Here is a 16,245-nt window from a genome sequence, read left to right as displayed (position 1 = left end):
GTCCCGCGACAGTGGGCGGGCAAGGACCAGTGGAGATGGTCGGTGTGCACGGTAGGAGCAGTGCTTGATGCGCGTTGTCTGGTCATCACGTGCCGGCGCAACGTTTGATATGCAACGCGCTACAAGCAGCTTTCACGCGACCACCGACCAACGTTCTGGTGCGGTGTCCTCGCCGCTTGCGGGACCGTGTGGCGGCATGGATGCCGCCACCGAGCCCCCAGGGACGGGTTCACGGCGTGTCCCGCGAGCGGTGAGGGCACCGCGCCCCCGACCAGCGCTGCTTGCGACCATCCAGGTGACGCTAAGAGCGGCTAAGGCTTACGCCTTACGAATCCCTAATCACCAACCCCAACTCCCAGCCCCCCAGTCACAACGCCCAGCGCAGCCCGATCAAATACTGCCTAGTCACGCCCGGCGCCAGAAAGCGTGCCGGACCTGTTTCGACGGGCGCGTCCTGCGGGCGGGCAAGTTCGCCGTCGGGAAACACATCTTCGGCCACCGCGGCATAGGTGGCGTACTGGCGATCGAACAGGTTGTCGATACGCGCAAAGACTGACACGCGCGTGCTGATGGCCCAACGTGCCTGCAGGTCGACCAGCGCATAGCCGGCGGTGCCGATATCGATGCGCTGCGGTGCGGGCTCGCCCGCTTCGGCATTGTCGACCTGGCCATCTTCGTTGCCGCTGGCCACGCGCCCGGACACCGCGCGCACGCCGGCGCCCAACGTCAGCGCATCGCGCTGCCACTCCACCCCGAGCTTGAGGTTATGCCGGGGTAGCGCGGCGATCCGCAAACCGGGCCGCAACGTGATTACGCGCTCGCCAGACAGCAATTCGCCGTCGCTGCGATAGGTCGCGTCCAGATAGCTGTACCCGGCAGACCATTGCCAATCGCCGCTGCGCAGATGCAGCGCAGCGTCGAGGCCTTGATAGCGGGTGCGTCCCACATTATCGAAGTAGCCCAGCTGCGTGTCCGGCGCACGCAAAAACAAAATGTCGTCGCGATTGTCGGCGCGGTACACCGACACGGTGGCGTTGCTGTCGGCCCACGGCGACCAGCGTGCGCCCAGCTCATAGGTTCGCGACACGATCTGCTCCAGGCGCGGATCGGCCTGCAGGCCGGTCGGCAGCCGGCACGGCTGGGTGGGGTCGGCGCACCCCAACTCGATCGCGGTCGGTGCGCGCGTGTTCTGCGCCACCGAGCCGTACACGGTGAGGCCGGAGTCGAGCCGATGGGTGAGCCCCAGCGATGGGTTGGCCTTGGCGTAGACAAAGCGCTCGCGCGGGCGGTCGCCGTCCTCGGCGGTGGACAGGATATTGTCGACCACCACCCGGTTCCAGCGCACTGCGGCGGTGAGATGGGTGGCCGCGTCCAGCTCCCAGGTGTCTGCGACAAAGGCGCCCAACGTTTTGGTGCTGCCGCGCACGCCAGAGAAGAATGCACGCTCGACATCGGGATCTGCCAGCACCGACCGGTCCGGCTGCACCCAACCATCGCGGGCGAATTGCCGGTAACGCACATGGCCGCGGTCGAAGGTGACACCGGCACTGAGCGCATGCGCTCCCCATTGCTTGCTCAGATTGATCGCAAGCCCCTGCGCTTCCTGACGCATCTGGGTGGTGTTGAGGGCGCCGGTATGCAGCGCATCGGCATCGGCGCGCGCCACCTCGCAATCGGCATCCAGCGCGCTGCCGTCGGCGGCGTAACCGGAGGCGCATTCTTCGACGAATTCTTCGTAGTCCTCGCCGATATCGCCATTGACGGTGTCGCGCCGGCCAACGCGCGAATACGCCAGCGCATGCAGCGCGGTATCCGCATCGAACCGGTGGTCTAACTGCGCTGTCAGCAGCGTATTGCGATTGCGGGTGAGATCGGGCGAGGTATACACCGCACGGCGGTCGGCACGGTACAGGCCTGGCTCGGGTCCTTCGTCGGTGTAGCTGGTATCGGGCAACAGTCCATTGCCGATCAGGCGGCTGCGCCCGTGCAGCAGCGACAGACTCCAGTCGGTGTCATCGCCTTGCCGACCGAGCTTGCCGAACACCGTGCCCAGACGTCCTTCGGAGGCATCGCGCCAGCCGTTTTCGTCGAAGCCGGTCACTGCGATAAAGCCATGCCAGCCATCGCCGCCGGCAATGCCATAACTGGCATCCAGCCGCTTGCGCGCGCCGCTGCCGATGCTCAGTTCGCCTTGCAGTCCCGGTGCGGTGAGTCCGGATGCGGTGGACAGCACCACAGCGCCGCCGAGCGTATTCGGACCGAATAACGGGTTGGAACCGGGCATCAGGGTGACGGCGGTGATGGCGGATTCGGGCAGCATGTCCCAGCTGACGATATCGGCGAACGGTTCGTTGACGCGGACGCCGTCCAGATACACCGACACACCTTGCGAGGCGCCCGGCAAGGCCGATGCGCGAAAGCCATGGAAGGTAAGGTCGTTCTGAAATGCGCTGCCCTGCACATCGTTGCCATCCACACCGACAAACCGCCGCTGCAGCAGATCGCTGATGTTGTTGCTGCGCCCACGCGACAACTCCGCATTGGTCGCCGATTGCACCATGTACGGCAATTGCGCCGCGTCGATGGTGGTGCCGGGGATGGGCGTGGCAGTGACTTCGATGCGATCCAGCCAGGTGACTTGCGGGGTGCCGTCAGCCAGTGCGGGGCCGATCGTGCCAGCGCACAGCAGCGCTGCACAGGCGCAGGCAAGCCGATGGCGTTGCAGTACATCGGATCCAGGGCGAGCGGTGCGAAGCGGCGAGGTACTGCGGTGGCCCAGCAAGTCATGCGTCGACGTCATGTCGTCTCCTTCAATACAGCACGATCGATTTGATGCCGCGCGCCGCGCGCAGATCCGCCAGCGCCTGATTGATGTCGTCCAGTGCCAGGGTACGGGTGATCAGCGGTGCCAACTGGATCTCGCCATGCAGATAACGCTCCACATAGCCTGGCAACTCGCTGCGTCCTTTCACCCCGCCGAACGCGCTGCCACGCCACACCCGGCCGGTCACCAACTGAAACGGCCGCGTGCTGATCTCTTGCGCATCGTCGGCCACGCCGAGAATGACGCTCTCGCCCCAACCCTTGTGGCAGCACTCCAGTGCCGCACGCATCGCACCGACATCGCCTACGCATTCGAAACTGTGGTCGGCGCCGCCATCGGTGAGGTCCACGATCACTTGCTGGATCGGTGCGCCGTAGTCGCGCGGGTCCAGACAATCGGTGGCGCCCAGCGCGCGCGCCAATGCAAACTTGCCCGGGTCGATATCCACCGCAATGATGCGCCCGGCCCGCGCCAGCACCGCGCCCTGCACCACCGACAGGCCGATCCCGCCCAGCCCGAAGACCGCCACGCAATCGCCCGGCCGCACATGCGTGCTGTTGAGCACCGCGCCAACGCCGGTGGTGACCGTGCAACCGAGCAGGCAGACCTGATCCAGCGCCGCATCCGGATGGATGCGCGCCACCGCGATCTCCGGCAACACGGTGTATTCGGAAAATGTACTGGTGCCCATGTGGTGCAGGATCGGACGCCCGTTCAATGAAAACCGGCTGCTGCCGTCGGGCATCAGGCCACGTTCCTGACTGCTGCGAATCGCCTGGCACAGGTTGGTGCGCCCGGAGCGGCAGAACTTGCAGACGCCGCATTCGGGCATGTACAGCGGGATGACGTGATCGCCGGCACGCACGCTGGTCACGCCGATGCCCACGTCTTCCACAATTCCCGCGCCTTCCTGGCCCAGAATCGCCGGAAAGCTGCTCGCATGCCCGTGCGCCAGCGCATGCGCATCGCCGTGGCAGATGCCGGTGGCAACCAGCCGCACCAGCACTTCGCCGGGGCGCGGCGGCTGCAGGTCGACCTCTTCGATGGTCAACGGCTGATGCGGGCCCCAGGCGACCGCAGCGCGTGTCTTCATCCCGCCTCCCCGGCGCGTATCGGCATGGCCGGCACTCAGCGCGCGATGACCACGCCCCACGGCAGTTCGCCGACGGGGATCTGTTTGAGTTCGCGCATGCTCGCGGTATCGATCACGCTCACGGTATTGGAGCGGCCATTGGCCACGTACAACTTGTCGCCGGCGGGCGTGAGCGCCGGATTCCAGGGCCGCAATCCGACCGGAATCTCGGCCAGACTGCGCGCAGTGGTGGTATCGATCACGCTGACCGTGCCGGCACCGCCGTTGGACGCGTACAGCCGCGTGCCGTCCGCCGACAGTGTCACGCCGGCAGTGCGCACGCCGGCCGGCAAACTGGCGCGGCGCGTACGGGTCTGCAGGTCGATCACATCCACCACGTTGGCAGTCTCCTGCGCGATATAGACGCTGCGACCATCGGGCGCGAACGCCATGCCGCGCGGATGGCCGCTGGTGGCGACCACGCCGCGCGACTGACGCGTGGCCAGCTCGATCATGTCCATGTCGTTGGAACCTTCGTTGCTGGTGAGCAGCCACTTCCCATCGGGCGTGTATGCGCAATGCTCCGGCGCCTGCCCACGCGTGGCGATGACCTGCTGCACACGGAACTGCGCCGCATCAATCAACATCACCTGGTTCTGCCCTTCCACGCACACAGCGAACTGCATGCCATCGGGCGACAACGCGATGCCTTCGGCGTTTTCGCCGATGTCCACTTGCCGCAATACCGTGTCCTTGGCGGTGTCGAGTTCGATCAACCGGTGATGCTCGGCATCGATCAAATATAGATGCCCCTGCGGGCCGGGCAACACCTGCTGCAGACGCTTGCCGAGTTGGCCTTGCGCACTGAGCGTGCGCACCACCGTATCGGTGCCGGTGTCGATCACCGACACCGTGCCGCTGCGTTGGTTGGGCACGTACGCCAACACCGGCGGTGCTGCCGGCGCCGGTGCCGCACTGGTGGACGCAGCAGGCGATGCAGTGGCTGCAGCAGCCGGTGCGGCAGCATCGCGCTGGCAACCGGCGACCAACAGCAACGCACCCGATGCAATCACTGCACAGGTGCGCCGCCAGCGACCGATCACCGAGCGCGGTGCGCCTTGCTTCATTGCGCCTTGCCCGCGGTCTTGTTGATCGAATGGATGAAGGCCAGCAGTTTTTCGGTGTCGCCCGGCTTGAGCACCGGTGCAAACGGCGGCATCTGCCCCACCACTCTTTCATGCCCGATGCGCGTCTTGCCGTGCGTGATCATGGCTGCGGTGCCTTCGCTGATGAGCGCGCGCAGGGTGTCGTCGTCGCTGCCATAGACCCAGATGTCGTTGGTCAGCGGCGGGCACATGCCGCCGCCACCGGTACCGCCGTGGCAGGCATTGCAGCCGGCAGAGAAATAGATCTTCTTGCCTTCGGCGATCAGCTCGGGAGTGACCTTGACCTCCGGTCCCTTCGGGATCGGCGTCACGGCGGCCGGGGGTGCAGCCGGCGTAGCCGGATCCGGCGCAGGGCCTGCGGCCGGATTAGGCATCGCTGCGGAGGCAGTTGCGGGCGGCGGTGGCGCTGCGGCATCGGCGGCCGGTGCGCTGGCGGCGGGCGATGGCGCCGCGTCGGGTGCCGGTGCCGGCGGAGTCTCTTTTCCGCACGCGGCCAGCAGTGTGCTCAGCAACAACGCGCAGAGCGCTGCGCGCATGGAACGATCGATACAACCCACGGTGGACTTACGCATGAACGAACCTTTCTGATCGGAGGGAACACCGCGCACCCCGTGCACGCGGTGGATGAAACGCTCAGCGTCTGGAAGGGCGCTTGGCCTCGCTGAGCAGTGCAGCCAACGCGGCATCGCCGCGGTCCTGCGCCAACGTCGCGGCGGTCTTGCCATCGCGGTTGCGCGCCGCAGGGTCGGCACCGGCCGCCAGCAGACGCTTGGCGACGTCCTCGCGCCCGGCGGCTGCGGCCAGCATCAAGGCGGTGACACCCGCCTGATTGGCATGTCCCACGTCGGCGCCGCGTGCAACCAGCGCATCGAGAATCGCGGGGTCGTCGCGCGCCACCGCGAACATCACCGGGGTGAATCCGGTGGGATTGGCACGCTTCACATTCGCCCCCGCGGCCAGCAGTGCCTGCACCACGCTGACGTCGGCATACGAGACCGCCAGATCCAGTGCGCTCCAGCCATCGCCGGACACTGTGTCGACCGGCGCGCGTTTGCCCACCAGCCGGGTCACGCTATCGGCATCGTTGGCCCATGCGGCTTTCATCAGCGCGGTCCAACCGCTGGCATCGCGCGCATCCAGGCGTGCGCCGGCATCCAGCAACAACCCGACCAGATCCGGCTCCTGATTGCGGATGGCCTGATGCAATGGCGGCTCACCAAGCAGGTTGGGCGTGTTGGCATCGGCGCCATGCCGCAACAACCAGGCCGCACGCACTGCGTCGCCGGCATCCAGCGCATGCGCCAGCTCCTGGTTGGGGTCAGCACCATCGGCGATGCGTAACTGCAACTGCGCCAGCTCCTGCGACGACGCAGCAGGGCTCGGCGCAGTCGAGGCGGAGGTCGGTGTGGCGTACGGCCCATGCGACGGCAGATCGCCAGCCACGATGCACTCGCTGCAACGCACCAGCGGCACGTGATAACTGCGCAGGATCTCGGCGATCTTTACCGCATTGTCTTGCAGCGCAGTGTTCAGCGCATCGCGCAATGCGGCGTTTTTGCGCGACACCGCCCACGCCATCGAGTACTCCAGTACCGCGTCGTCGATGGTGTTCAACGGCACCACGCCCAGGCTGCTACGCGCAGCGTAGTAACCGGCCACCGGGCCCCAGGATTCGGCCGCATCCAGCTCATTGGCGGCCACCCGCTCCACCAGCTTGCCCGGATGTTCTTCCGGTGCGGTGGCCGAGTCGTAGAACAGGTATTGCACTTCGCCACTGATGCCGTGCTCGTATAGAGCCTGCCGCGCGGGCGAGCTCTGAAACACGCCCAGCCGCAGTTTTTTCAACGCCGGATCATCCAGCGATGTGGGCACCAGATTCAGACCCTTGCGCGTCACCAGCACATAGGCCGAGCGATACACCGGGCGTGTGGTCAGGCCCTGCTCGAAGTCGCTGTTGAGATCCATCAGCAGATCGCAGCGGCCGGCGTTGATCGTGCTGCGCGCCAGCCCGCGCTGGTAATAGGTGCGCCATTCGTATTCCAGGCGACGGCCCATCGCATCGGCGACGACTTGTGCAATCTTGTTCTGGAAGCCTTCGCCAGCCTTGTTGGACAACGGCATGTTGCCCGGATCGGCGCACACACGCAGCACCGTCGGATCGGGCGCAGGCGGCGGCGTGTTTGCGGGCGTCTGAGCGGAGGCTGGAGCTGCAGTGGATGCAGGCGCCGCTGCGGGCGCCGCATCGGAATCAGAAGCGCGAGCCGTCGGTGAAGACGGCTCGCGTGTGCAACCTGCGGCGACGAGTCCGAGGCTGCAAACCACCAGCACCTTGCGCAGGTGCCGGGTCATGCCGCACACGCCGGCAGTGATCTGCCGACGTGTGCGTCCAACGCCTTGCGTGGATCTCATCGTGCAGTCTTCGCTGCTGCATTTGCGGTGCCACCACCGGCGGCCGCAGTGGCGGTTGCCGTGGCGGTCACCGTCTTGCCGGCGCCATCGATACGGAAGGTGTGCACCATGCCACCGAGCGGGATCTTGTCGAAGCCGGCACCGAATGCCAGCCCGGCAGCACCCAGCGCGCCGTACGGATCGGCCGGATCCAGACCGGCAGCCACCGGCAGACCGATCCAGCCACCAATGCCCGAGAACACCGCCACGTACTGGTGACCATTGGCCTTGTACGCGATCGGGTTACCGATGATGCCGGACGGCAGCTTCATCTCCCACAGCTTCTTGCCGGTGTCCTTGTCCACCGCACGGAACCAGCCGTCGAGCGTGCCGTAGAACACCAGCCCGCCATCGGTGACCAGGGTGCCGCTCCACACCGGGAACTTTTCCTTGATCTCCCACTTGGACTTGCCTTCCACCACGTCGAACGCCTTGACGATACCCAGAGCGCCCGGCTCATTGGGCTTCATCATCACGTTGGCGAATACATACGGCAGGCCCATCATGGTGTTGCCGCGTTCCTGCGGTTCCAGTTCCATGTGCCAGTTATTGGTACCGCAGAAAAACACCGCCGAATTGGCCGGATCCACCGAGCACGGCTGCTGATCCTTTCCGCCCATCGCCGAGGGGAATGCCTGCACTTTCTTGCCGCGTTCCAGCGGGGAATGCGCCGCCACTTTCACCGGGCGACCGGTCTTCATGTCGATGCGTTCGGCCCAGTTGGCCGGCACGAACTTGTGTGCGCGCAGCAGGGTGCCGTCGCGGCGATCGAGCACGTAGGCAAAGCCGTTGCGATCGAACTGCACCACCGATGGAACTTCCTTGCCGTCGATGGTCAGATCGACCAGGATCGGCTCGTTGATGCCGTCGTAATCCCACTGGTCGAACGGGGTCTTCTGATAGCCCCACACCGCTTCGCCGGTATCGATCTTGCGCGCGAACAGCGTCATCGACCACTTGTTGTCGTGCTCGCCGTTGTTGCACTCCTCATGCGAGGTCTTGCCGCAGCGATACGACGGGCTCCACAGACCGGGATTACCGGTGCCGTAATAGACCAGCTTCAACTTCGGGTCGTAGCTGTACCAGCCCCAGGCCGCACCGCCACCGCGCTTCCATTCGTCGTTGGGGAAGGTCTTGATGCCCAGATCGCCGAGCTGGCCGTGTTGCGGATTGGCCTTATTGAAGTCCGGGCCCAGGCAGATCGCCTTGTCGGTACCGGCGGCATCGCAGGACCATGACTGCTTGCCATCGGACAAGTTGTAGGCCGCCACGCGCCCGAGCACGCCGAACTCGTTACCGCTGATGCCGGCCACCACTTTGCCATCGGCGATGATCGGCGCCATGGTGATGGTTTCGCCCTTGTCCGGGTGCGCGAGTTTCTGCTTCCACACTTCCTTGCCGGTCTTGGCATCGAGCGCAATCACATCGCCGCTCAGGCTGCCGAACACCAGCTTGCCATCGGCATACGACGCGCCGCGGTTGACGGTATCGCAGCAGGCCACCGCTACTGAGCGTTCGTCCTGTTGCGGAGTGTATTTCCACAACACCTTGCCACCGTCCTCCTGCGCGGCCAGGTCGATCGCGAATACGTTGTTCGGATACGCGCTGACCATGTACATGATGCTGCCGATCACCAGCGGCTGGCCTTCGTGGCCGCGCGTGGCGTCGGTCTTCATTTCCCACGACATCTTCAGGTTCTTGACGTTGTCGCGATTGATTTCGGCTAGCGGGCTGTGCCGGGTCAACGCGAAATCGCGACCCACGCCACCCCAGTTGTCGGCATTGCTGGCGTTGGCGGTGAATTCGCTATCGGTATCGACCACGGCGGCGGCTGGCGCCGCGGCGGGTGTGGCTGCAGGTGCGGGCGCGGCGGTTTCGGCCGGCGTTTCTTTTTTGCAACCGGCCAACACAGCGCTCAGCGCAAGCATCAGCAGCGCGCCGCTGCGGACGCTGCGACAGGAAGATTGGTGCATATGCGTCTACCCCTCTCGGTGAACAATCCAATCGAACGAACAGCCACTGGCGTTTGATGCACGCAACGACGGCGCAAACGGGTGGGTACCGCGATAGGACAGAGCACAGCGCGTGCCAGTGCGTTGTTGCGTCGCAACACCTTGCTGTGTCAGGGCTTTGTATGGACGCAGTGAATGCGGCGCGAGAGCTGTATCGCATTTGGCACACTTTGCGCCGAGCGTGCTGTAGCAGCGATGGAACAGATTGGGCGGAGGCGCTTCGGTGGGTAGAGGCGCTTCGGTGGTACGCGGCAGAAACACCTGGTCGGTATGACGCCAGAGGTTTTCCGGATCCTAGGGTTTCTGGAGATGGCGGCGAATGAGATGGCAACGAATTGGCGACGTTGCTGCACCGACAACGACAACGACACGAGCACGCCGACACCTGCGTTTGTTTCGCCGTTGGAGGAATGCGCCCGAGGGGCGGACGAGGGGTGCCCCGCTGCCCAAGTCAATGCGTTTGCCGTCGTGCGCTTTTGAAGCGAGATCCGGGGGTTCTGACGGACGGCGCTTGGTCCGTACCCTCACCCCAACCCCTCTCCCGCGGGGAGAGGGGCTAGAGCGCGGCGCCACGCGTCTTCCTTCTCCCCTCGGGAGAAGGTGCCCCGAAGGGGCGGATGAGGGTACGGGCGCAGCCTCATGCAGTTGAAGCAGCACCAGGGCTTCGCTCCCGTACCCTCACCCCAACCCCTCTCCCGCGAGGAGAGGGGCTAGAGCGCGGCACCACGCATTTATTCCACTCCCCTCGGGAGCACGCGTCTGTTCCTTCTCCCCTCGGGAGAAGGTGCCTCGTAGGGGCGGATGAGGCTACGGGCGTAGCCCATGCAGTTGAAGCGGCACCAGGGCTTCGCCCCTGCACCCTCACCCCACCCCCTCGCCCGCAGGGAGAGGGGCGATTGGTTGATCGACGCGTGCAAGGCGGTCCAGCGTCCTTGCTCTCCCGGCGCCGAGACGCGACTGATCCAACGTCAGCCGTCTACGCGGGCCTGCCAGCGCTGTAACAGTTCGCTGCAATCGCGCAGGCGCCAATCGGCCAGGCCGGGCCAGGGGTCGCCGGGGGTGTTGACCAGCACGGTCGCTGCGCCAGCGGCGCGGCCGCAGGCCAGGTCGTTGTGGTGGTCGCCAATCATGAGCAATGCAGTGGCGCTCACCGCCCACCGCTGCTGGAAATACTGCAGCCCGTCGGGCGCGGGCTTGGGCGCGGCCTCGTCGCGGCCGACAAGGTCGTCCCAGGCAAAGGCATCGCCCAGGCCGATCGCCTCCAGCGTTATCTGCGCCAGGCTGCGTGCGTTGCGGGTCAGCAAGCCGAGGCGGCAGCCATTGGCGTGCAGCGCGCGCACCACTTCTTGCGCGCCGGGCGCTGGCTGGGCCGCTTCAGCCAGGGCGCGCTCGTGCTCCAGCAACCAGGCGTGCTTGGCCTGCGCCTGCTCGGCAGGTAATGCGGCCAGATGATGCAGGATGTCGTCTTCGGGCGGGATCTCCAACTCGCGCCGGATCAACGCGAAATCGTGCACCGGCACAGTGAGCGTGCCATCCATGTCGAACACCCAATGCCGGTAGGCGGACAACGGTAGTCGGGCTGCGCTTGCGCCATCCATGGATTATTTCCAGCCCGGCATCTGGGCGGTATCCAGCCCGCCCACGTCGAACTCCGCAGTCCGCGTGCCACCGGCCTTGACCGGAAAGGCGATGCTGATGCGCTTGGCGTTGCGCACCACTTTCCACAACGCTTTGTCGTCGTCGATGAACATGGCAATCGCCTCGTCGGTGTCGGGGCGATGCGCGGCCATCGCGCGTGGTGCGCCGCCATCGGCGGAGACCTGCACCTTGCAGCCGCCGTAGCAATTGAAGTCGCCGGCCTTGAGCACGAGATAGCTGTGACGCTTCCACTGCGGATGATCGCGGAACACCAGGCTCACCGGCTTGGGACCGCTGCCATCCACATCCACGCGCTCCTTGGCATCGATCATGGCCGAGCGCTGCGTGCCGCCCTTTGCGGGCACCTGCGAGTACTGCCAGAGCGCCTGCATGCGGCGCAGCTCGCGCGCCTGTTCGCCCTTGGCCTTGATGTCGGCATACCCGGGTTCGATGCGCGTTGCGGCCGCCGTACCGGCATAGCCTTCGAGCAAGGCCGCGCCATGCGCGCGCGCCATGTCCCAGTTCTGCGCCTGGACGGCTGCGTCGTACTGCTTGGCGAGCGCATCGGCCTGGGTTTCTTTCGCCTGCGCCTGCGCGGTTTCCTGCGCCTTGCGTTGCGCCTCGCGGTCGGTGCAGGCACTCAGGGCCGCGACGCACAAGACCGCGCTCAACAGATACTTCATCGTCGACTCCAGGGCGAATTCAGCGATAACGATACCAGCCTGTCCATGTGCGATAGATCGGCAGGGCGATAGGTATAGCAGTGACCGCACCACCACCGAACCCGTAGGAGCGCACCTGGGCGCGATGGGGCTTTACTGGTAATGCCCCATCGCGCCGGGGTGCGCTCCTACGGCGGGGTTTACGCCGCGAAGGGAGGGGCTCCGCAACGCCCCCTCCCTACCATCACGTTTGCGCTGGCATAGCTGGCTTGGCTTTTTCGAAGGCCTGTCCGGCGAATGCACTGCCGTCCGGGGTTTTCAGCATTTCGGCATCGATCGGCCCCGTAGGAGCGCACCCGGGCGCGACGGGGCTTTACTGGTAAATGCCTCATCGCGCCCGGGTGCGCTCCTACACGGCGGGGTTTGCGCCGCGACGGGAGGGCGTCCGCAACGCCCTCCCCTGCCATCACGGCTGCGCGGGCGGTGCTGCCTTGGCCTTGGCAATCATCTCGGCCACCGAGGCGGTGGTGATCGGGTGATAGCTGGGCTTGGCTTTTTCGAAGGCCTGTTCGGCAAACGCGATGCCATCCGGGGTCTTCAACAGTTCGGCGTAGATCGGCAACACCAGCTTGCGGCGGCCCACTCGCTCGATGAACTCACCGGCGGCAGGACGTGCGTCGGTGTAACCGCTGCGGATCGCCAGCGGATACCAGCGCATCGCGATCTCGCCGTTCGGCGTGCCGGTGAAGTGATAGGCATCGTCCAGCTGCTTGAGCTGTTCGGGCTTCAACGTGGCGCCCATGCCGCTGAGGAAATGCACCCATTCCTGCGTGCCCCATTCGCTGGTGACCTGCTTGTTGGGCAGCGTGGCGCTACCACTCCAGGCGATACGCGCGGTGTCCACAATCGAGAAGCTGCGCGAGCGTGCCTTGGCCGCAAACGCCGGGATGCCCGGCTGCTTCAACCAGGCATCCACCTCAGCAGCGCTGACCGTGTTGGGATGCTTGGCGAGCAGGTTCTTCTGCAGATAATCGACGAACTGGTCGGTGGTCGCGCTCTGGAACGCGTGATCGTCGAACCAGCCACGCAGGAACGGGTCGAACACCTCGCGGCCAAAACGCTGCTCCAGGAACTGCAGGAACCACGCGCCCTTGACGTAGGCCACCTGGCTCAAGGCTTCGTCGGGGTCGCGCTGCGCCAGCGGCGGCAGGGCCAGAGTCTGGTCGGCTGGCGGCATGTCTTTCACTTCGGCCAGCAGATCGCCCTGGTCAATCTCGCGCTCCATCTCGGCCATTTCCGCGCCGTACAACGCTTCGGTGATGCGGCCCTGCACGTAAGTGGTAAAGCCTTCGTTGAGCCAGATGTCCTTCCAGCTGGCGTTGGTCACCAAATTGCCGGACCAGCTATGCGCCAGCTCGTGAGCGACCAGCGACACCAGCGACTTGTCGCCGACGATCACGGTGGGCGTGGCAAAGGTCAGGCGCGGATTTTCCATGCCACCGAACGGGAACGACGGCGGCAGCACCAGCATGTCGTAACGGCCCCAGCGATACGGGCCATAGAGTTTTTCGGCGGCACCGATCATCTTTTCGGTGTCTTCGAATTCCTTGGCGGCCTTGTCGGCCATCGACGGCTCGGCCCACACGCCCGAGCGCGCGGAAATCGGCTTGAACACCACATCGCCGGCGGCAATGGCCAGCAGATAGGACGGAATCGGCTCGGGCATCTTGAAACTGTAATCGCCATCGCGCGCGGCCTTGGGGTCGTTGTCGGCGCTCATCAGCACCATCACGTCCGGGCGCGAGGTCACGTGCGCGCTATAGGTGAAGCGCACGCTCGGGGTGTCCTGCAGCGGCACCCAGCTGCGCGCGTGGATCGCCTGCGACTGACTGAACATGAAAGGCAGCTGCTTGCCTTCGGTCATCGACGGCTCCAGCCACTGCAGGCCCGACGCGGTCGGCGCAGTGTGATAGGTGATCACGACCTTGCCTGGCTGGTTCGGGGTTTCGATGGTGAGCTTGCTGCCGAAGGTCTTGTCGACCGGCGCCAGCGCAAATTGCAATGACGACAGGCCGCCCTTGCCGTCGTCGGCCTGTACCTGCGCGATGCTCAGCTCGCGCGTATCCAGCACCAGCTGTTTGGCGGCCTTGTTCTTCCACTCCAGCGTGTAGGTCGCGGTGCCGCCGATCTGCTTGCTGTCGAAATCCAGCTTCAGGTCCAGCGCCAGGTCCTTGATGACCACCTGGTCGGGCTGGGCGTAGGAACTTTCGTCGTGGTTGCGGGCGTCTGCTTTCACGGGGGCCTTGGCGGTGGCGGCCGGCGCAGCGGTGGTGGCAGCCGGCGATGTGGATTCGTTGGAACAGCCGGCCAGCGCAATGGAGACGGCCAGGGACAGCGACAGGTACGGGAAGCGCATCGACGGCACCGCAGCAAGGGAATCGGACATTTTAGCGCTCCGCGCCGATGCCTGCCCGTGCAGTCGGCAACAACCGCTTGCAGATTGCCGCTGTACCGCCTCGTCGGCGCTTATGTCACCGGGTGAATACGCGAGGTGTCGTGGCCGTCGCGCACCAGACGCCGGCCGCCGGAAAACTTGGCGCGATACATCGCCGCATCCGCGCGCCGATACAGCTCGGTGGCGTCCACGCCTTGCTCGCAGACCGCGCTGCCGGCGCTCAGATGCAACGGCGCTTCTTCGCCGTCTTCGCGTTCGAGCATCGACAGCCACTGATTGAGCTTGAGCGTGGCCTCGTCTTCGCTGGCGTGCACGCCGATCAGGAATTCATCGCCGCCCCAGCGTCCGATCCAGTCCTGCGCGCCCAGCCAGCCATAGGCCGACTCCACCAAACGCACCAGCACGCGGTCGCCGGCCAGATGCCCGAAGCGGTCGTTGATCTGCTTGAGGTTGTCCATGTCCAGCACGAACAACACGAACGGCCAACCTTCGCGTTGGGAGGCGGTGACCGAATCGCGCATCGCCTGTTCGCAGCCGCGCCGGTTCAGCGCCTCGGTGAGTGGGTCGAACAGGGCATGCTTCTTGAGATCGCGCATGCCGGCGTCGATCCCGCGCAGGCTGCGATTGATCCCGCGCAGCAGGCGCCCCAGCTCATCGTCGCCATGCTCCGGCAAGCTGGGCAGACGTTGATCGGCGTAGTAGGTATCCAGCGCATCGGCGGCGATGCGCAACGGCGCCAGCAGGCGATACAAGGCAGACAGCGTCAAGGCGGTGCCCGCCAGCGTGGCCAGCAGGGCGACGATGATCACCGACCACAACAGCTGCCCTTCCAGCTCGCTTTGCGATGCCAGCCACGCGATCAACAACAGCAGCGGCAGGTGAATCCCGACAAAGGTCACCGCCAGCAACTTGGCGCTGAAGGAACGGGGAAACACGCGCGAGAGCCCGGCGTATAAGCGCATCCAACTCTCCGACAAAAGAGCGCCTAGTGTCGCCGACAGATGGTGGAGCCAACGCGACGAAAGTCTCAGAAATTCGTTGGTGCGCACGTGCCTGCGGGTAGCGAGGCCGCATCAAGCGAACACAAGCGGTGCCCCTGAACTACACGACGTGGCACGTGATGCACGCGCCACGTCGGCCATCAGCCGCGGGCGGGATTCAGATCTTGTAACCGGAATGAATCGCCACGATGCCGCCGGTCAGATTCTTGTAGTGGCAGCGCGCAAATCCGGCCTCGCCCATCATGCCCTTGAGCGAATCCTGCGGCGGGTGCTTGCGGATGCTTTCGGCCAGATACTGGTAGCTGTCGGCATCGCGTGCGAACAACTGGCCCAGCTTGGGCAGAATCTTGAACGAGTGGAAGTCGTAGATCGGCTTGAACCACTCGGCAGTGACTTCGGAAAATTCCAGCACGCGCGCCTGGCCGCCCACCTTCAACACGCGATACATCTCGCGCAGTGCGGCGTCCTTATCGGTGACATTGCGCAGGCCGAAGGAGATGGTCACCAGATCGAAGCTCTGATCCGGGAACGGCAGCGCTTCGGCGTTGCATTGCACGTAATCGAAGCCCGCCACCAGGCCGCGGTTGGTCAGGCGGTCGCGGCCCACCGACAACATGCCGGCGTTGATATCGCCCAGCACCACGGCACCTTCATCGCCGACGCGCTCCTTGAGCAGCACGGCGATGTCGCCGGTACCGCCTGCCAGATCCAGCACGCGGTCGCCTGGCTTCACCTGCGCGGTCGCCACGAAGTAGCGTTTCCATGCGCGGTGCACGCCCAGACTCATCAGATCGTTCATCAGGTCGTAGTTGCGCGCGACCGAGGTGAAGACCTCGCCGACCAGCTTCTGCTTGTCCTTGGCAGCAACATCGCGAAAGCCGAAATGGGTGGTGCCGGAGGTATAGGGAGATTCGCTCATGCCCGGATTATCGCACTGCTGACGCCGCCATGACCGCAACGGGACCAC

At 65.3% G+C, this 16,245-nt stretch carries 11 protein-coding genes; all 11 read right to left on the bottom strand.

The features are described from left to right. Positions 1-367 precede the first annotated feature (367 nt). Entirely contained in the window at positions 368-2,800 is a 2,433-nt protein-coding gene (locus RQH86_RS14405) for a TonB-dependent receptor (RefSeq protein ID WP_311238986.1), read from the bottom strand. 10 nt (positions 2,801-2,810) lie between these two features. Continuing rightward, the gene (locus RQH86_RS14400) at positions 2,811-3,917 is read right to left on the bottom strand and encodes an S-(hydroxymethyl)glutathione dehydrogenase/class III alcohol dehydrogenase (RefSeq protein ID WP_055850603.1); all 1,107 of its coding nucleotides are present in this window, start codon (positions 3,915-3,917) and stop codon (positions 2,811-2,813) included. Positions 3,918-3,952: 35 nt separating this feature from the next. Next, positions 3,953-5,023: a beta-propeller fold lactonase family protein gene (locus RQH86_RS14395; protein ID WP_311238987.1), complete on the bottom strand. Its 1,071-nt coding sequence runs from the start codon at positions 5,021-5,023 to the stop codon at positions 3,953-3,955. Then, on the bottom strand, positions 5,020-5,670 hold the full coding sequence (locus tag RQH86_RS14390; protein ID WP_311238988.1) for a c-type cytochrome: 651 nt from the start codon (positions 5,668-5,670) through the stop codon (positions 5,020-5,022). The genes RQH86_RS14395 and RQH86_RS14390 overlap by 4 nt, the downstream gene beginning before the upstream one ends. Before the next feature lie 25 nt (positions 5,671-5,695). Next, the gene (locus RQH86_RS14385) at positions 5,696-7,471 is read right to left on the bottom strand and encodes a quinoprotein dehydrogenase-associated putative ABC transporter substrate-binding protein (RefSeq protein WP_311238989.1); all 1,776 of its coding nucleotides are present in this window, start codon (positions 7,469-7,471) and stop codon (positions 5,696-5,698) included. Beyond that, entirely contained in the window at positions 7,468-9,483 is a 2,016-nt protein-coding gene (locus RQH86_RS14380; RefSeq protein WP_323519027.1) for a methanol/ethanol family PQQ-dependent dehydrogenase, read from the bottom strand. The genes RQH86_RS14385 and RQH86_RS14380 overlap by 4 nt, the downstream gene beginning before the upstream one ends. A gap of 1,007 nt (positions 9,484-10,490) precedes the next feature. Next, entirely contained in the window at positions 10,491-11,120 is a 630-nt protein-coding gene (locus tag RQH86_RS14375) for an HAD family hydrolase (RefSeq protein ID WP_311238990.1), read from the bottom strand. Between the two features lie 3 nt (positions 11,121-11,123). Next, on the bottom strand, positions 11,124-11,843 hold the full coding sequence (locus tag RQH86_RS14370; protein WP_115512623.1) for a hypothetical protein: 720 nt from the start codon (positions 11,841-11,843) through the stop codon (positions 11,124-11,126). A 445-nt stretch (positions 11,844-12,288) separates the two neighbouring features. Further along, entirely contained in the window at positions 12,289-14,238 is a 1,950-nt protein-coding gene (locus tag RQH86_RS14365; RefSeq protein WP_311239680.1) for a M1 family metallopeptidase, read from the bottom strand. Between the two features lie 110 nt (positions 14,239-14,348). Beyond that, positions 14,349-15,239 carry a GGDEF domain-containing protein gene (locus tag RQH86_RS14360; protein ID WP_055850582.1) on the bottom strand — a complete coding sequence of 297 codons (891 nt, stop codon included), beginning with the start codon at positions 15,237-15,239 and terminating at the stop codon, positions 14,349-14,351. Between the two features lie 196 nt (positions 15,240-15,435). After that, positions 15,436-16,197 (bottom strand): bifunctional demethylmenaquinone methyltransferase/2-methoxy-6-polyprenyl-1,4-benzoquinol methylase UbiE, encoded by a 762-nt coding sequence (gene ubiE, locus RQH86_RS14355; RefSeq protein WP_046965330.1) that lies wholly within the window; start codon positions 16,195-16,197, stop codon positions 15,436-15,438. Positions 16,198-16,245 lie beyond the last annotated feature (48 nt).

It is taken from the genome of Xanthomonas sp. WCS2018Noco2-27, from assembly GCF_031843525.1.
Taxonomy (GTDB): Bacteria; Pseudomonadota; Gammaproteobacteria; order Xanthomonadales; family Xanthomonadaceae; genus Xanthomonas.
The sequence above is the reverse complement of the archived record's forward strand: the minus strand, read 5'-3'. Positions and strand labels throughout refer to the sequence as shown.